This window comes from Rhodobacter maritimus (genome assembly GCF_058747975.1).
This window is the reverse complement of the sequence record NZ_CM179095.1, coordinates 2,843,855-2,859,551: the sequence shown is the minus strand read 5'-3', so window position 1 is coordinate 2,859,551 and position 15,697 is coordinate 2,843,855. Positions and strand designations below refer to the sequence as shown.

Genomic DNA, 15,697 nt, shown 5'->3' with positions numbered 1-15,697 from the left:
CGTGACCGAGAACATGCCGGGCCTTGCCTCGGCCTCGGTCGGGATCTGGGTCACGGCGGGCGGGCGCCATGAGCGGGCAGAGCAGAACGGCATCGCGCATTTCCTTGAACATATGGCCTTCAAGGGCACCCGCACGCGCAGCGCGCTGCGTATCGCCGAAGAGATCGAGGATGTTGGCGGCTATATCAACGCCTATACCTCGCGCGAGATGACGGCCTATTACGCGCGGGTGCTGGGCGGCGATGTCGCGCGCGCGCTTGATGTGATCGCGGATATCGTGCTCAATCCCGTGTTCGACCCGCGCGAGATCGAGGTCGAGCGGCATGTGATCCTGCAAGAGATCGGGCAGGCGCTGGACACGCCCGACGATATCATCTTCGACTGGCTGCAAGAGGCGGCCTATCCCGATCAGGCGATGGGGCGCACGATCCTGGGCCCGGCCGAGCGGGTCTCGGCCTTCGGGCGGGCGGATCTGGCGGGGTTCGTGGCAGAACATTACGGCCCCGACCGGATGATCCTGTCGGCCGCCGGCGCGGTCGATCACGATGCGATCGTGAAACAGGCCGAGGCGCTTTTCGGCGCGCTTGCCCCCGTCGGAAACCGCAAGGCCGAGGGCGCGCAATGGATGGGCCGCGAGCGGCGCGAGATCAAGGATCTGGAGCAGGTCCACTTCGCGCTTGCCTTCGAGGGGCCCGGCTACCGCGACCCCGATATCTACACCGCGCAGGTCTATACTACGGCGATGGGCGGGGGCATGTCCTCGCGCCTGTTCCAGAAGATCCGCGAGGAGCGTGGGCTTTGCTATTCGATCTTTGCGCAGGCCGGGGCCTATGACGATACCGGCATGCTGACGATCTATGCCGGCACCTCGGCCGAAGAGATCGGTGCGCTGTGCGAGCTGACGATTGACGAGCTGAAACGCGCCGCCGAGGACATGTCCGAAGCCGAGGTGGCCCGCGCGCGGGCGCAGATGAAGGCGGGCATGCTGATGGGGCTGGAAAGCCCCTCGTCGCGGGCCGAACGCATGGCGCGTAACCTTTCGATCTGGGGCCGCGTGCCCGGTCTGGAAGAGGTCACCGAAAAGATCGACGCGGTCAGCCGCGCGGCGGTTTGCGACTATGCCGCCCGCATCGCAGGATCGAACCGCGCGGCCCTTGCGCTTTACGGGCCGGTGGGGGCCGCGCCTGCGCTGGATGCGCTTTGCGGGCGGCTTGCGCACTGATGCTGACGCGCCGCCGCAAGCCCCGGATCGAGACCGAGCGTCTGACGCTGCGGCTTCCGGTGCATGGCGATTATCGCGCCTGGTCGGCCCTGCGCGAGGAAAGCCGCGCCTTCCTCACCCCGTGGGAGCCGTCCTGGTCGCCGGACCATCTGGCGCGCAAGGCGTTCTCGAACCGGGTCTACTGGGCGGCGCGGGCGGAAAGCGCGGGCACGGCGCTGCCGCTGTTCCTGATCCGGCGGGAAGACGACGTGTTGCTTGGCGCGATCACGCTGGACAATATCCGGCGCGGCCCGGCCCAGGCCGGCACCCTGGGCTATTGGGTCGGCGCGCGCCACGCCCGCGAGGGCTATATGCGCGAGGCGATCCGCGCCCTGACGCATTACGCCTTCACCGTTCTGGACCTGAGCCGGATCGAGGCCGCCTGCCTGCCCGAAAACGCCGCCTCGCGCGGGGTGCTGGAAAAGTCGGGCTTCAAATACGAAGGCGTCGCGCAAAGCTATCTTCAGATCAACGGCCGCTGGCGCAACCATGTGCTTTACGCCAACCTGCGCGGCGACCGCCGGGGGCGGACCGATATCTGCTGATCCGGCCCGTGCCCGGACCCGGACGAAAGGGGCGAAAAATCCATGCTGAACCCTGCCGACGAGACATTCGCGCAAAAGCTGCGCCGCGCCGTTCCGGGGCTTTCGGCCGAGGTTCCCGCGCCGCGCTACCTTGAAGAGCTGCGCGGCCGCTACCGCGCCGGGGGCGGCCTTCTTGTCCGGCCTCGCGCGACCGACGAGGTGGCCGCCGTGGTCCGTGCCTGTGCGGCGGCACGGGTCGGCATCGTGCCTTATGGCGGTGGCACGGGGCTGGTCGGTGGCCAGATCGCCGCGGACAGCCCGCCCTGCGTGATCCTGTCGACCGAGCGGATGGCGGCAGTCCGGGCCTGCGATCCGGCGGGCAACGTGCTGATCGTCGAGGCCGGCGCGACCCTGCAACAGGTGCAGGAGGCTGCCGGGGCCGCGGGCCGGCTTTTCCCGCTGTCGCTGGCCAGTCAGGGCAGCGCGCGGATCGGCGGCTGCCTGTCGACCAATGCCGGGGGCGTCAACGTGCTGCGCTATGGCAATGCGCGCGATCTGTGCCTCGGGCTCGAGGCGGTTCTGCCCGACGGGCGCGTGCTTCACGGGCTGAAGCGGCTGCGCAAGGACAATACCGGTTACGATCTGAAGGATCTTCTGATCGGGGCCGAAGGCACGCTTGGCATCATCACCGCCGCCGCCCTGCGGCTTCATGCGCCCCCCGCCGCGACCGGCACGGCGATGCTGGTCGTGCCCGGCCCGGCCGAGGCGCTCGCGCTTCTGGCTATGGCCGAGGCGCGCCTGGCGGGCTGCGTCTCGGCGTTCGAGCTGATCGCGCGGCAGGGGCTTTTGTTTCTTGACGAGGTCGGCCCCGAATTGCGCCAGCCCTTTGCCGAACGCCCCGCATGGATGGTGCTGGTCGAGGTTGGCCTGCCCGAGGGGATCGACCCCGAGGCCGCCCTTTCGGGGCTGTTCGAGGCAGGGCAGGAGGCCGGGCTGGTCCTTGACGGGGTGATCGCGCAAAGCGGGGCGCAGCGCGCCGGTTTCTGGGCCCTGCGCGAAAGCCTGCCCGAGGCGAACCGCCGGATTGGCGCAATCTCCAGCCACGACATTTCGGTGCCGCTTTCGGCCCTGCCGGAGTTCATCGCGCGTGCCGATGCCGCCCTTGCGGCACTGGGGACGTTCCGCATCAACTGCTTTGGCCATGTCGGTGACGGCAATCTGCATTACAACGTCTTCCCCGTTCCCGGCCGCAGCCGCGCGGAATATGAAGGCGCGCGGGGCCGCATCAAGGAGTGCGTGCACGAGATCGTCGATGCGCTTGGCGGCTCGGTCTCGGCCGAGCATGGGGTGGGGCGCATGAAGGTGCCCGATCTGGAGCGATACGGCGATCCCACCAAGCTGGCGGTGATGCGGGCGATCAAAGATGCGCTCGATCCGGCGGGGATCATGAATCCCGGTGCGGTGCTGCGCGCCGCGCCATAGGCGAAAGGCGCCCCGCCGAGGGGAACGGCAGGGCGCGGCGCCTTCGGTTCACATGTTGCAAGCAGCCGAACCGGACGGCCCTGCCGGATTAGCGCGATTCGCGTTGACGAAGCGTTAGCGGCGGCCGGCGGGTCAGGCGCCGTCGAATTCGCACAGGACCGTCGTCGGCACCCCAAGGCTTTCCAGCAGGCGCCGCCCGCCCAGCTCGGGCAGGTCCACCACGAAGGAACAGCCGACGATTTCCGCACCCAGCCGTTCGACAAGCTTGATCCCGGCCTCGCAGGTGCCCCCCGTGGCCAGAAGGTCGTCGACGATCAGGACGCGCTCTCCGGGTTGCAGGGCGTCCTCGTGGATTTCCATGATCGCCTCGCCATATTCCAGCTTGTAGCTCTGGCTGATGGTCTGGCCCGGCAGCTTGCCCTTCTTGCGGATCGGCACGAAGCCCTTGGAAAGCTGATGCGCGATCGCGCCCCCCAGGATGAAGCCGCGTGCCTCAAGGCCCACCACCTTGTCGATCCGCTCGCCCGCCCAGGGGTGCAGCAACTGGTCGATCGCCATGCGAAAGCCCCGCGCATCGGCGAACAGCGTGGTCACATCGCGGAACATGATCCCTTCATGGGGGAAATCGGCGATGGTGCGGATGTAGTCTTTGACGGTTTTCATCAAGGCTCCGGGGTCAGGGGGAAAGAACGCGTCCGGCAACGGCATCGAGCCGCTGAAGAAGCTCGGGGTCGCGCCGCTCGGGGGCTGTCATGATCGCGGCGTCAAGCGCGCGGTCGCAGCCGCAGGGGCAGGGCGGAACGTCGCCGGCCAGCAGCGCGGGCAGGCGCGCGACCATGCTGCGCGCCGCGCCGGCATTGGCGGTCAGGGTCTTGATGACGGTGGCGACATCGACCGCATCGTGATCGGGGTGCCAGCAGTCGTAATCGGTGACCATGGCGACCGAGGCGTAGCACATCTCGGCCTCGCGCACGAGCTTGGCCTCGGGCATGCCTGTCATGCCGATCACGTCGCAGCCCCATGCGCGATACATCCGGCTTTCCGCAAGGGTCGAGAATTGCGGCCCCTCCATCGCCAGATAGGTGCCGCCCCGGTGGACGATGACGCCGGCCCCTTCGGCGGCAAGGGCGCAATGCGTCGACAGCCGCGCACAGGTGGGATGGGCCAGGCTGACATGGCCCACAAGGCCGGGGCTGAAGAAGGATTTCTCGCGCGCGAAGGTGCGGTCAACATACTGGTCGACGATGACGAAATCGCCCGGCGCCCGATCCTCGCGCAGCGAGCCGACCGCCGAGACGGCGATCACATCCGTCACGCCAAGGCGCTTGAGCGCGTCGACATTGGCGCGGTAGGGCACGCTGGAGGGGCTGTGGACATGCCCGCGCCCGTGGCGGGGCAGGAATGCGATGGGCATGCCGTCCAGGATGCCCTTCAGCACCTGGTCCGAAGGCGCTCCCCAGGGGGTGTCCACGCCGATCCAGGCGGCATCGCGCAGCCCCGCGATCTCATAGACGCCCGAGCCGCCGATGACGCCGATCATCCTGTTCATGCCAGATCCCCCGAAAGCTTTGCCGTGCCGCAGCTTAGGCCCGCATCGCGGCGGCGAAAAGCCCCCGGAACGACGCACTGTCACCCCCCGCGCATTGGCCTTATAGAGAAGCGGCAGACCGCAGGGAGGGCGCGCAAGTTGGAGAACATCCGGGGCTCGGTGCTGATGGTCGCCGCGATGGCGGGTTTCGCGCTTGAGGACATGTTCATCAAGCGCGCGACGCAAAGCCTTCCGGTGGGCGAGGTGCTGATGATCTTCGGCCTGTGCGGCATGCTGGCCTTCATGGCGCTGACCCGGATGCGCGGGCAGCGGATCGTGCATCCGGCGGTCCTCAGCCGGCCGATGATCGTCAAGGCGGTGATGGAGGTGATGGGCCGCCTGGGCTATACGCTGGGGATCGCGCTGACGCCGCTGTCCAATGCCTCGGCCATCCTTCAGGCCACGCCGCTTGTGGTGGTTGCGGGGGCGGCGCTTCTTTTTGGCGAAAAGGTCGGCCCCCGGCGCTGGAGCGCGATCCTGATCGGGTTCGTCGGCGTGCTGATCGTGTTGCGGCCGGGGATGGAGGGGTTCGTGCCCGCGGCACTTTTCACCGTGATGGGGATGTTGGGCTTTGCCGGGCGCGATCTGGCCACCCGCGCGGCGCCGCCGGTCCTGTCGAACATGCAGCTTGGGATCTATGGCTTCGCCATGCTGATCCCCACGGGCGGGGCGATCCTGGCCTATACCGGCGGGGCGGCCGTTCCGGGGACGGCCGCGGCCGGTCAGCTTCTTGCGGCCTCGGCCTTCGGCGTGGCGGCCTATTGGGGGCTGACGGCGGCCATGCGGATCGGAGAGGTCGCGGTGGTGACGCCGTTTCGCTACACGCGCCTGATCTTCGCACTGATCCTGGGCGTGCTGGTCTTTGGCGAACGCCCCGACGCGGCCACGCTGATCGGGGCCGCGATCATCATCGCAAGCGGCGTCTATACGCTTGTGCGGCAGCGCCGGGCGCGGCAGGGCTAGGGGCGCGTCATCTCGAACGTGTCCCGTATGGCGGCATAATCGTGATAGCCAAGCCGCGACAGCCTGTCGGGCGGGGCAAACCGCCCCTCGCGCAGGCAGTCGGGGCGGATGTGGACGCCGGTCACCTCGGCCAGAACAAGGAAATTATGCGCGCCCAGAAGCGGGATGATCTGCGTCATCCGGCATTCGAGCGCGGCGGGGGCCGCGGCCACGCGCGGGCAGGCGATCGTTTCGCATTCGGCCTTTTCCAGACCGGCATGCAGAAATTCGTCTACCCCCGCCGGCAGCGGGGCTGAGCTTGCGTTCATCGCGTCCTTCAGCGCCGAATCCACAAGGTTGACGCAGAACACCCCGGTTTCGCGGATCTGCGCCACGCTGTCCTTGGTCTCGCCACGGTCGGGCTTGGCCGAGGTCGAGGCGAACATGACCTGCGGCGGCACATAGGCCGTCGCGTTGAAGAAGGAATAGGGCGCAAGGTTGTCGCCGGCCGCGCCGCGCGTGGCGATCCAGCCGATGGGGCGCGGGGCCACGATGGCGTTGAACGGATTATGGGGCAGGCCGTGACCGTCGGACGGGCGGTAGAACATGCGCGCTCCTTTGCTGTTTGCCCATGACCTAACCACATGCTACCCGCGTTTCCAGATGATTCCGGGGGGATGGATGTATCAGCTTGAGGAAGAGACCGAGGCCGACTGGTGGGAGGTAGAGGCGCTTTACGACCTTTGTTTCGCGCCGGGGCGGACCGCGCTTTCCTCTTACCGGCTGCGCGAGGGGGTGCCGAAGGTGGCCGGGCTGTGCCTGACCCTGCGCGAAGACGGGGTGCTGGGCGCGGTGATCCGTTACTGGCCCGTGCAGGTCGGGGGCAAGCGCGTTCTGCTGCTGGGCCCGGTCGCGGTGCACCCCACCCGTCAGGGCGAGGGGCTGGGCGGCCTTCTGATCCATGAAAGCCTGGCCGAGGCCCGCCGCCTGGGATGGGAGCGGGTGCTTCTGGTGGGCGACGCCCCTTATTACGCGCGCTTCGGCTTCGAACGGCTGGACGGCGTGATCATGCCGCCGCCGACCAACCCGGACCGCGTTCTGGGGATCGAACTCGTGCCCGGCGCATGGGACGGCGTGCGGGGCGAGGTCAAAAAGGCCGCGCCCTGATCTGGTGCAGCCCCGCGCGGCTTCCCATATCCTTTCGACAGATCAGAAGGACGCCGCACCATGCCCGCCGAACCCGAGATCCTTTTGCCGGTGACCGATCCGCAGGTCCTGGCCGAGCTTGACGCCCTTGCCGCGCGCCATCGCGGGGCAAGCGGTCTGGGCATGCAGGTGTTGGCCTATATAGGCGGATCGGCCGAAAACCTGATGGCGAAACTGCCCGCGCCGGTGCGTGACGGGCTGGAAGGGGCCACGGCGCGCGCGCTGGAAACCGCGATGGACGCGGCGGGGCGCTCGCGCGGGGTGCTGGCCGATCAGAAGGACTGGATGAACCGCGCGCTGACAACCGCGATGGGGGCGGCCGGCGGGTTCAGCGGGCTGCCGGGGGCCCTGGCCGAGCTTCCCTTCACCGTCACCATGCTGCTGCGCACGATCCAGGGCATTGCCGCCGAACACGGGTTCGACCCGGCCTCGGAAGAGGTGCGCGTGGAATGCCTGCGGGTCTTTGCCTCGGCCGGGCCGCTGGACAAGGATGACGGCACGGATATGGGCTTTCTGACCGCGCGCGTCACCATTACCGGGGCAAGCGTGAATGGCCTGATCGCGCGCGTCGCGCCCAGGCTGTCGGCGGTGCTGGGCCAGAAGCTTGCGGCGCAGACGGCGCCGGTGCTGGGAGCCGTGGCGGGGGCGGCGGTCAACTATACCTTCACCAGCTATTATCAGGAAATCGCGCGCGTGCATTTCGGCCTGAAGCGCCTTGCGCGCGATGCCGGTCAGGACGAAGGACACCTGCGCGAGGAACTGCGCCAGCGGATCCTGCGCTAGGGCGCCGCTGCCCTTGCGTCAGGGATTGGCCAGGTGGCGCATCACATCGCCGCGCACCGACGTGGCGCCGCGGGCGCGGGCCTCGTCCATCACCGCGCGCAACGCACCCAGATCGGTGCGCCGGATCAGGTGCTTGACCGGCCCGATCGAGGCGGGCCGCATCGACAGCGTGCGAAAGCCCAGGGCCGCAAGGGCAAGCGCCTCGATCGGCCGCCCGGCATCCTCGCCGCAGAAGGACAGTTGCGTATTCGTGGCCGCGCAACGCGTCACGATGGTTTCAAGGAAGTTCAGGAAGGCGGTGTCCAGCGTATCGTAGCGGCGGCGCACGCGCTCGTTCTCGCGGTCGGCGGCAAAGAAGAACTGCTTGAGGTCATTGCCCCCGATCGAGATGAAATCGCAGGCCTGGAAGAAACTGTCGGGCGCATAGGCCAGCGAGGGCGTTTCCAGCATCGCCCCGATCAAAAGCTCTGACGGGGCAAGCTGGCCGTTGTCGCGTTCCCGGTCGCGTTCGTGCAGCAGCATCGCGCGGGCTTCGTGGAATTCGTCCGGCGTGGCGATGAAGGGGAACATCACCGTCAGCGGGCGGCCCTTCGCGCCGCGGATCAGCGCCTGAAGCTGCATGCGCAGCACGCCCGGCTTGTCCAGCCCCACGCGGATCGCGCGCCATCCCATCGCGGGGTTCGGTTCGTCCTGCGGCTTCATGTAGGGCAGGACCTTGTCGGAGCCGATGTCGAGCGTGCGGAAATTGACCCGCCGCCCCTGTGCGGCATCCATCACATGGCTGTAAAGCGCGGCCAGCTCGCCCCGGCGCGGAACGCGGGTGCGGATCAGGAATTGCAGCTCGGTCCGGAAAAGCCCGACCCCATCGGCCCCCGATCCCGCAAGCGACGGCAGGTCGGCCATCAGCCCCGCATTCATCATCAGCGACACCGTGGTGCCGCACAGCGCCTGCGCGGGCTGATCACGCAGCGAGGCGTAGCGTTTCTGCGCCTCGGTCTGCATGGCGATCTTGTCGCGGAACGCGGCGGCCACGCTGTCCTCGGGGCGCAGATGGGCAACGCCCTGATCGCCATCGACAAGGATCGCATCGCCGTTCAGCGCCTCGGCCAGGATGCGCTCGGCATGGATCACCAGCGGGATCGACAGCGCGCGTGCCACGATCGCGGCATGCGATCCGACGGACCCTTCCTCAAGCACCACGCCGCGCAGCGCACGGCCATATTCCAGAAGCTCGCCCGGGCCGATATTGCGCGCCACGAGAACCGGATTCTCGGGCAGTTCGGCGCCGGTATCCTTGCCCTGACCCGTCAGGATCCGCAAAAGCCGGTTCGACAGGTCGTCGATATCGTGCAGCCGGTCGCGCAGATAGGGGTCGGGCGCCTGAGCAAGGCGTGTGCGCGCGGTCGACTGTTCCTTTTCGACGGCAGCCTCGGCCGACAGGCCCAGCCCGATATCCTCGGCCATGCGGCGCAACCAGCCGCGTGAATGGGCCAGCATCTTGTAGGTTTCCAGAACCTGCCGATGCTCTTTGTCCAGCCCGGCGCTGTCGGCCAGCATCTCGTCGATCTGGGCGCGCAGCTTTTCCACCGCCTCGTCAAGGCGCTGAAGCTCGGTCTCGGGGTCGTCGCCGACGGGGTTGGTGACCACGACGCGCGGCTCGTGCAGCCAGACGCGGCCCTCGGCGGCGCCTTCCTGCCCGGTGGCGCCGCGGAAGGTGATCGGAAAGCGATGCGCGGCGCCGATCCCCTCGCCGTCGCCGACAAAGGCGCCAAGCTCGGTCATCTCGGCCAGGACCATGGCCACGACCTCAAGCCCGTAGACCTCGTCCTCCGAGAATTCGCGCGCCGATCTGGACTGCACCACCAGCACGCCCAGCCTTTCGCCCACACGCTGGATCGGCACGCCGAGGAAAGAGGAAAACACCTCTTCCCCGGTTTCGGGCATATAGCGGAAGCCGCGCGCCGAGGGGGCATCGCCGGTGTTGATCGGCAGGCCCGAACGGGCGACGCGGCCCACGAGTCCTTCGCCGAGTTTCAGCCGCGTCTGGTGGACCGAGTCGGGGTTCAGCCCTTCGGTCGCGCAGAGTTCCAGCGTCTCGGGGTCGCGGAACAGGTAGATCGAGCACACCTGCGTGCCCATGGAATCGGCGATCAGATGGGTGATCCGGTCCAGCCGCTCCTGCCCCTTGCCGGGGGTCGCAAGCGTGTCGCGCAGACGTCGCAGCAGGGTGCGGCTGTCGCTGTTACTGCGGTCTGGCATGTTGCGCGGTCAGCCCCCACGGACCAAGGGCCTGCAAGATCAGGCCGATTTCTCCAGTTCAAAGGCATCATGGAGTGCCTGAACCGCCAGTTCCATATATTTCCGGTCGATCAGGACCGAAATCTTGATTTCGGACGTGGAGATAACCTTGATGTTCACGTTTTCAGCAGCAAGTGCCTTGAACATCGTCGCTGCAACCCCTGCGTGTGAACGCATGCCGATTCCCACCACGGAAACCTTCGCCACCTCGGTATCCACGTTCAGGTCGTCATATTTGATGCTGCCGCTGGCGCGGGCATCCTCCATCGCCTTTTTCGCGCGCGCGACTTGGTTGATCGGGCACGAGAAGGTCATGTCGGTCACCGGCTCGGGGTGGCCTTCGTAGTTCTTCTCCGAGATGTTCTGGACGATCATGTCCACGTTCACGCCCGCCTCGGACAGCGGCCCGAAGATCGCCGAGGCGATGCCGGGGCGGTCCTCGACGGTGACGAGGGTCATTTTCGCTTCGTCGCGCGAATAGGCGACACCCGAGACGACTTTCGATTCCATGAGTTCTTCCTCGCCGCAGACCAGGGTTCCAGAGTTTTCGTCGGTATCCTCGAACGAGGACAGCACCCGCAGGCGCACATCATAGCGCATCGCCAGCTCGACCGAGCGGGTTTGCAGCACCTTCGCGCCAAGCGAGGCAAGTTCCAGCATCTCTTCATAGGCGATGCGGTCAAGCTTGCGCGCCTTGGCCGAGATGCGCGGATCGGTGGTATAGACGCCGTCCACATCGGTGTAGATGTCGCAGCGTTCCGCGCCGAAGGCGGCGGCGAAGGCCACGGCCGTGGTGTCCGACCCGCCGCGCCCCAGCGTGGTGATGCGCCCTTCGGGCGAAACCCCCTGAAAGCCTGCCACCACGGCGACCTTCATGCCTTCCGCGAATTTCGTGTCGATATTGTCGCGCGGGATCGACACGAAGCGCGCCGCCGAATGCGCGGAGGTCGTGTTGATCGGCACCTGCCAGCCCTGCCAGCTACGTGCGGGCACGCCCATCTCTTGCAGGGTCAGCGCCATCAGCCCGGCGGTGACGTTTTCGCCCGAGGCTACGACGGCATCGTACTCGCGCGCGTCGAACAGCGGCGAGGTCTGTTCGACCCAGCCCACCAGCTCGTTCGTCTTGCCCGACATGGCCGAGACGATGACGATCACGTCATAGCCGCGTTCGACCTCGCGGCGGACCTTTTCGGCCGCATTCTGGATGCGCGCCAGATCGGCCACCGAGGTGCCGCCGAATTTCATCACGAGAAGCGGCATGGATACCCCCCTGGACCGCCCGAAAGAATTGCGCTTCTGCTAGCGGAAGGGGCGGGCGCATGCAAGAGATCGTGACACCGCGCCGCAAGGGGAAATCGTGTTCAGAACGGAATTGGGCTTCCGTCCCATGCCTCGAAGCAGCCTGTCGTGGCGGGGGAAAGTGCGGCAAAACGCGCCGCAAGGCCCGCCACGCTTTGGGCTGGCGCGATTTCGGCGCCGGGGCCGCCCATGTCGGTCTTGACCCATCCGGGGTGATAGATCCCCACCGCGATCCCCTCGGGGGAAAGGTCGGCGGCAAGGTTGCGCCCGAGGTTCAGCGCCGCCGCCTTCGAAGCGCGGTAGATATAGCTGCCGCCCGGCGCATTCGCATCCGAGGCCATGGTCGAGGACAGGATCGCGATCTTGCCCGTGGCCGCGCGCAGGTTCGGCAGCAGCGACTGGATGGTCAGGAACACGCCCGTCACGTTCACCGCAAAGGCGGCCTGCCACAGGGCGGGCGGATAGCCCCTGTCCAGAGATTGGCCCTTGTCGGGATAGACCCCGGCATTGCAGACCAGCAACGAGATCGGCATGCCGTTCAGCCGCCGCGCAAGCGCGTGCTGGCTTTCGGCGCTGGTGACATCAAGCGGAAGCTGGTCGCCCACGGGTTTGCGCGCGGTGCCAAAGGCCGCGCGGCCCTCTTGCCGGTAATGCGACAGAAGTGCCGCGCCGATGCCGCGGTTCGCCCCGGTAATGAGAACTGCCATGTCGGACCCTCCGTGATTGCCGTGCCCCCGTCCATGATGGCGCAGTGGGCGAAGGGTGCAAGCGTTCAGTTCGTCTTGCGCGGCGACAGGAAGGGCAGTGGCGTCACGGGAATGCCGTCCTCGATCAGGGTACGGGCGTCCTCGGCCTTGGCTTCGCCGTGTATCGGGCGCTCGGGCACGGTGCCTTCGTGCATGGCGCGGGCCTCGGCAGCGAAGTTCATTCCGACATAATCGGAATTGTCGGCAAGGTGCTTGCGCAGGGCGGCGATGGCCTGTTCCACCTCGGTTTCCGGCTTGGAAAGCTGCCCGGCCGGATCGCTGCCTTCGGGCCGATCCTGCCGCTCGGTCCGCAGTGCGGGGGCCATCAGCGCCTTTTCCACATTGGCCGAGCCACAGACCGCGCAGGCAACCAGCCCGGCCGCCGCAAGCCTCTCAAAGCCCTCGGAAGACTGGAACCAGCTGTCGAAGCCGTGGCCTTGATCGCATCTGAGCGAAAACCGGATCATTTTTGCACCTGTCTGATACATGATGATCTATTCCCTGGCCGGATAAATGCAAGCCCGCAGGTGCCGTGGCCGGCATCTCAGGGGCGGGGTGCGCCTTCGGCGACAAGGGCAAGGACGGCCTGCACGAGGCTGCCCTGATCGGCATCCTGCGACAGGGACGACAGGGCCAAGCGCGCGGCCTCTGCCATGCGGGCCTGCGCCTGCGGATCGGAAAGCGCGTCAAGGGCGCGGGCCAGGCTTTCGGCATCGCGGACTTCTTGCGCGCCGCCGGCCGCATCCAGCGCGGCATAGACCGGGGCGAAATTCGACACGTCCGGGCCGTGCAGGATCGCCGCACCATAGGCGGCGGGCTCGAACGGGGTGTGGCCGCCCCGCGGGGCCAGCGAGCCGCCTACGAAACAGACCCCCGCGGCGGCATACCAGTTCGCCATCTCGCCCATCGTGTCGGCCAGGTAGACCGGCGCCTCCCCCGGCGCGTCCCCCGTGGACCTTTGTCCGAAGGCAAATCCCGCCGCGCGGATCTCGGCCCCGATCTGGCGTGCGCGGCGGGGGTGGCGCGGGGCAAGGATCAGCCGCAGGTCGGGCCGCGCCGCGCGGGCAAGGGCAAAGGCGCGCAGCACCACCTCTTCCTCGCCCTCATGGGTCGAGGCGGCAAGGATCGTGCGCGCGCGCGGCAGGTCGGGGAAGGCCGTGTCCGGCGGTGCTGCGGCATAGGCGGTCTTGAGGTTGGTGCGCGGCAAGAGCCGCCCCCGGTCCAGCCCGAGCGAGACGAAGCGTTCCTCGGACGCCGCGTCCTGCGCCGACAGCGCGCCGATCCGTTCCATCAGGCGCCGTGCAAGGCCCGCAAGCCGCGCCCAGTTCCGGGCCGAGCTTTGGGACATGCGCGCGCCCAGCACGATGACGGGCAGGCCGCGGGCCGCCGCCATCTCGATCCGGTTGGGCCAAAGCTCGTTTTCGACGATCAGCAGGGCTTGCGGATCGTGGCGGCGCAGGAACCGCGCCACGGCAAGGCGGTGGTCCAGCGGCGCAAGCGCCACCCGGACCCTCTCATGCCCCCAGCTTCGCGCGAAATCCCGCCCCGTCAGCGTATTGGCGGTGATCAGCAGCGCAAGGCCGGGATCGGCGCGCAGCAGCGCCTCGGCCAGCGGCCGGACCGAGGCCAGTTCCCCGTTCGAAGCACCATGAAGCCACACCGCACGCCCCCCGGCCGCCTGCCCGCCCCCCAGCCTTTCGCCAAGGTCGCGCAGGCCTTCCTTGCCGCGCAGGACGCGCAGCACAAGCCGCCCGAGCAAAAGCGGGAAAACGACAGAGAGAAGCAGGCGATAGATCGTCAAATCGGGTCCATCCGGGCAAGGTTGCGCCATAGAAGCCGCCGCGCGCGGCATATGCAAGCATGTGGCCAGATGTCGCTGGCCCCTTGCCATGTTCCGCAGGGATTGGGACAGTCGGGGAAATGCCGAAGGGGGGGAAGATTGGACCGGTATGATTATATCGTCGTGGGCGCCGGAAGCGCGGGCTGCGTGCTTGCCAACCGGCTGTCCGAAGATCCGCGCAACCGCGTCCTTCTGCTTGAGGCGGGTGGGCGCGACAATTACCACTGGGTGCATATTCCGGTGGGCTATCTCTACTGCATCGGCAATCCGCGCACCGACTGGGGTTTCAGGACCGAGGCCGACAAGGGCCTGAACGGGCGCAGCCTGATCTATCCCCGCGGGCGCATCCTAGGGGGCTGTTCCTCGATCAACGGCATGATCTACATGCGCGGACAGGCGCGCGATTACGACCAGTGGGCGCAGGCGGGCTGCACCGGCTGGGGCTGGGACGACGTGCTGCCGATGTTCACCCGCCACGAGGATTTCTTCGAAGGCGCCTCGGACCTGCATGGCGCGGGCGGAGAGCTGCGGGTGGAACGCGCGCGCGTACGGTGGGACGTGCTCGATGCGTTCCTCGACGCCGCCGAAGAGGCCGGTATCCCCCGCACCCCCGATTTCAACCGTGGCAACAACGAGGGGGGCGGTTACTTCCATGTCACACAGCGCAGCGGTTGGCGCTGGAACGCGGCCAAGGCCTTTTTGCGCCCCGCCGCCCGCCGCCCCAACCTGCATATCGTGACCGGCGCGCAGGTCGAACGGCTGCTGATCGCCGAGGGCCGCGTGACGGGCCTGCGCTACCTGCGCGACAATGCCCCTTACGAGGTGCAGGCCGGGGAAACCGTGCTGGCCGCGGGGGCCATCGGCAGCCCGCATCTGCTCGAGCTGTCGGGGATCGGGCGGGGGGATGTGCTTGCCGCGCACGGCATCACCCCCCGCATCGAGGTTCCGGGTGTGGGCGAGAACCTGCAAGACCATCTGCAACTGCGCCTGATCTACAAGGTGAAGGGTGTGCGGACGCTGAACACGATGGCCAACTCGCTGTTCGGTAAGGCGATGATCGGGTTGCAATATGTGGCCTTTCGATCCGGCCCCATGGCCATGGCGCCCAGTCAGGCGGGGATCTTCACACGCTCTTTCCCCGAAAAGGACACGCCGGATCTGGAATATCACCTCCAGCCGGTCAGCCTCGACAAGTTCGGAGATGCGGTGCACGACTTTCCGGCGATGACCGCCAGCGTATGCAACCTGCGCCCCGAAAGCCGGGGTTCGGTGCATCTGCGCAGCGCCAGTTTCCGCGATGCCCCGGCGATCGCCCCGAACTACCTGTCCACCGATGGTGACCGGCGCGTTGCCGCGCAGGCGATCCGGCAGACGCGCGAGATCGTGCGGCAGCCCGCCTTCGCCCGCTTTTCCCCCGAAGAGTTTAGGCCCGGGCCGGACTACAGCAGCGAAGAGGATCTTGTGCGCGCGGCGGGCGACATCGGCACCACGATCTTCCATCCCGTGGGCACCTGCCGGATGGGGGCGGATGACGGTGCCGTGGTCGATCCGCGCCTGCGGCTGAAGGCGCTTGACGGGCTGCGCATCGCGGATGCCTCGGTCATGCCCACCATCACCTCGGGCAATACCAACGCGCCCGTGATGATGATCGCCGAGAAATGCGCGGCGATGATGCTTGAGGATGCTCGGGGATAAGGGGCATCGCGGCCGGGGTTAACCGGCCGCGAC

The 15,697-nt window shown here is 67.6% G+C and carries 15 protein-coding genes; 7 read left to right on the top strand and 8 right to left on the bottom strand.

What is annotated here, in order from left to right:
• The first annotated feature begins 13 nt into the window (after positions 1–13).
• Genes AC4PTO_RS14505 through AC4PTO_RS14495 form a run of 3 tightly spaced genes read left to right on the top strand, consistent with a single transcriptional unit; the run spans position 14 to position 3,267 of the window.
• Positions 14–1,222, top strand: coding sequence for a M16 family metallopeptidase (locus AC4PTO_RS14505; RefSeq protein ID WP_492733639.1), 1,209 nt, complete (start codon positions 14–16; stop codon positions 1,220–1,222).
• The gene (locus tag AC4PTO_RS14500) at positions 1,222–1,806 is read left to right on the top strand and encodes a GNAT family N-acetyltransferase (RefSeq protein WP_492729638.1); all 585 of its coding nucleotides are present in this window, start codon (positions 1,222–1,224) and stop codon (positions 1,804–1,806) included. Before AC4PTO_RS14505 ends, AC4PTO_RS14500 begins: the two co-directional genes overlap by 1 nt.
• A gap of 42 nt (positions 1,807–1,848) precedes the next feature.
• Complete coding sequence (locus tag AC4PTO_RS14495) at positions 1,849–3,267, top strand: FAD-binding oxidoreductase (RefSeq protein ID WP_492729637.1); 1,419 nt, start codon at positions 1,849–1,851, stop codon at positions 3,265–3,267.
• A 132-nt stretch (positions 3,268–3,399) separates the two neighbouring features.
• On the opposite strand, the gene AC4PTO_RS14490 is transcribed toward AC4PTO_RS14495, so the two are convergent.
• A complete protein-coding gene (locus tag AC4PTO_RS14490) occupies positions 3,400–3,930 on the bottom strand; it encodes an adenine phosphoribosyltransferase (protein WP_492729636.1) in 531 nt (176 codons plus the stop codon).
• 13 nt (positions 3,931–3,943) lie between these two features.
• Positions 3,944–4,816 carry an S-methyl-5'-thioadenosine phosphorylase gene (locus tag AC4PTO_RS14485; protein ID WP_492729634.1) on the bottom strand — a complete coding sequence of 291 codons (873 nt, stop codon included), beginning with the start codon at positions 4,814–4,816 and terminating at the stop codon, positions 3,944–3,946.
• A gap of 138 nt (positions 4,817–4,954) precedes the next feature.
• On the opposite strand from AC4PTO_RS14485, the gene AC4PTO_RS14480 reads away from it, so the two are divergent.
• A complete protein-coding gene (locus AC4PTO_RS14480; protein ID WP_492729632.1) occupies positions 4,955–5,818 on the top strand; it encodes a DMT family transporter in 864 nt (287 codons plus the stop codon).
• On the opposite strand, the gene AC4PTO_RS14475 is transcribed toward AC4PTO_RS14480, so the two are convergent.
• Positions 5,815–6,405: a flavin reductase family protein gene (locus AC4PTO_RS14475; protein WP_492729630.1), complete on the bottom strand. Its 591-nt coding sequence runs from the start codon at positions 6,403–6,405 to the stop codon at positions 5,815–5,817. The genes AC4PTO_RS14480 and AC4PTO_RS14475 overlap by 4 nt on opposite strands.
• Positions 6,406–6,478: 73 nt before the next feature.
• Between AC4PTO_RS14475 and AC4PTO_RS14470 the strand changes: the two genes are divergently transcribed.
• Entirely contained in the window at positions 6,479–6,964 is a 486-nt protein-coding gene (locus AC4PTO_RS14470; protein ID WP_492729628.1) for a GNAT family N-acetyltransferase, read from the top strand.
• 60 nt (positions 6,965–7,024) lie between these two features.
• Complete coding sequence (locus AC4PTO_RS14465) at positions 7,025–7,786, top strand: EcsC family protein (protein WP_492729626.1); 762 nt, start codon at positions 7,025–7,027, stop codon at positions 7,784–7,786.
• An 18-nt stretch (positions 7,787–7,804) separates the two neighbouring features.
• Here the strand turns inward: AC4PTO_RS14465 and ptsP are convergent, their stop codons facing one another.
• The 5 genes from ptsP to AC4PTO_RS14440 all read right to left on the bottom strand — a co-directional run bounded on the left by ptsP (position 7,805) and on the right by AC4PTO_RS14440 (position 13,930).
• Positions 7,805–10,045 carry a phosphoenolpyruvate--protein phosphotransferase gene (ptsP, locus tag AC4PTO_RS14460; RefSeq protein WP_492729624.1) on the bottom strand — a complete coding sequence of 747 codons (2,241 nt, stop codon included), beginning with the start codon at positions 10,043–10,045 and terminating at the stop codon, positions 7,805–7,807.
• 39 nt (positions 10,046–10,084) lie between these two features.
• Positions 10,085–11,344 (bottom strand): aspartate kinase, encoded by a 1,260-nt coding sequence (locus AC4PTO_RS14455; protein WP_492729622.1) that lies wholly within the window; start codon positions 11,342–11,344, stop codon positions 10,085–10,087.
• A 101-nt stretch (positions 11,345–11,445) separates the two neighbouring features.
• On the bottom strand, positions 11,446–12,090 hold the full coding sequence (locus AC4PTO_RS14450; protein WP_492729620.1) for an SDR family oxidoreductase: 645 nt from the start codon (positions 12,088–12,090) through the stop codon (positions 11,446–11,448).
• A 65-nt stretch (positions 12,091–12,155) separates the two neighbouring features.
• Entirely contained in the window at positions 12,156–12,596 is a 441-nt protein-coding gene (locus AC4PTO_RS14445; RefSeq protein WP_492729618.1) for a DUF1178 family protein, read from the bottom strand.
• Positions 12,597–12,673: 77 nt separating this feature from the next.
• The gene (locus tag AC4PTO_RS14440; protein WP_492729616.1) at positions 12,674–13,930 is read right to left on the bottom strand and encodes a 3-deoxy-D-manno-octulosonic acid transferase; all 1,257 of its coding nucleotides are present in this window, start codon (positions 13,928–13,930) and stop codon (positions 12,674–12,676) included.
• 138 nt (positions 13,931–14,068) lie between these two features.
• Between AC4PTO_RS14440 and AC4PTO_RS14435 the strand changes: the two genes are divergently transcribed.
• Positions 14,069–15,664, top strand: coding sequence for a GMC family oxidoreductase (locus tag AC4PTO_RS14435; RefSeq protein ID WP_492729614.1), 1,596 nt, complete (start codon positions 14,069–14,071; stop codon positions 15,662–15,664).
• Positions 15,665–15,697 lie beyond the last annotated feature (33 nt).

What these genes read in the sequence shown, in the direction of transcription:
- AC4PTO_RS14505 (WP_492733639.1), top strand. Translation starts at nt 14, where the DNA reads ATGCCGGGCCTTGCCTCGGCCTCGGTCGGGATCTGGGTCACGGCGGGC.
- AC4PTO_RS14500 (WP_492729638.1), top strand. Translation starts at nt 1,222, where the DNA reads ATGCTGACGCGCCGCCGCAAGCCCCGGATCGAGACCGAGCGTCTGACG.
- AC4PTO_RS14495 (WP_492729637.1), top strand. Translation starts at nt 1,849, where the DNA reads ATGCTGAACCCTGCCGACGAGACATTCGCGCAAAAGCTGCGCCGCGCC.
- AC4PTO_RS14490 (WP_492729636.1), bottom strand. Translation starts at nt 3,930, where the DNA reads ATGAAAACCGTCAAAGACTACATCCGCACCATCGCCGATTTCCCCCAT.
- AC4PTO_RS14485 (WP_492729634.1), bottom strand. Translation starts at nt 4,816, where the DNA reads ATGAACAGGATGATCGGCGTCATCGGCGGCTCGGGCGTCTATGAGATC.
- AC4PTO_RS14475 (WP_492729630.1), bottom strand. Translation starts at nt 6,405, where the DNA reads ATGTTCTACCGCCCGTCCGACGGTCACGGCCTGCCCCATAATCCGTTC.
- AC4PTO_RS14470 (WP_492729628.1), top strand. Translation starts at nt 6,479, where the DNA reads ATGTATCAGCTTGAGGAAGAGACCGAGGCCGACTGGTGGGAGGTAGAG.
- AC4PTO_RS14465 (WP_492729626.1), top strand. Translation starts at nt 7,025, where the DNA reads ATGCCCGCCGAACCCGAGATCCTTTTGCCGGTGACCGATCCGCAGGTC.
- ptsP (WP_492729624.1), bottom strand. Translation starts at nt 10,045, where the DNA reads ATGCCAGACCGCAGTAACAGCGACAGCCGCACCCTGCTGCGACGTCTG.
- AC4PTO_RS14455 (WP_492729622.1), bottom strand. Translation starts at nt 11,344, where the DNA reads ATGCCGCTTCTCGTGATGAAATTCGGCGGCACCTCGGTGGCCGATCTG.
- AC4PTO_RS14450 (WP_492729620.1), bottom strand. Translation starts at nt 12,090, where the DNA reads ATGGCAGTTCTCATTACCGGGGCGAACCGCGGCATCGGCGCGGCACTT.
- AC4PTO_RS14445 (WP_492729618.1), bottom strand. Translation starts at nt 12,596, where the DNA reads ATGATCCGGTTTTCGCTCAGATGCGATCAAGGCCACGGCTTCGACAGC.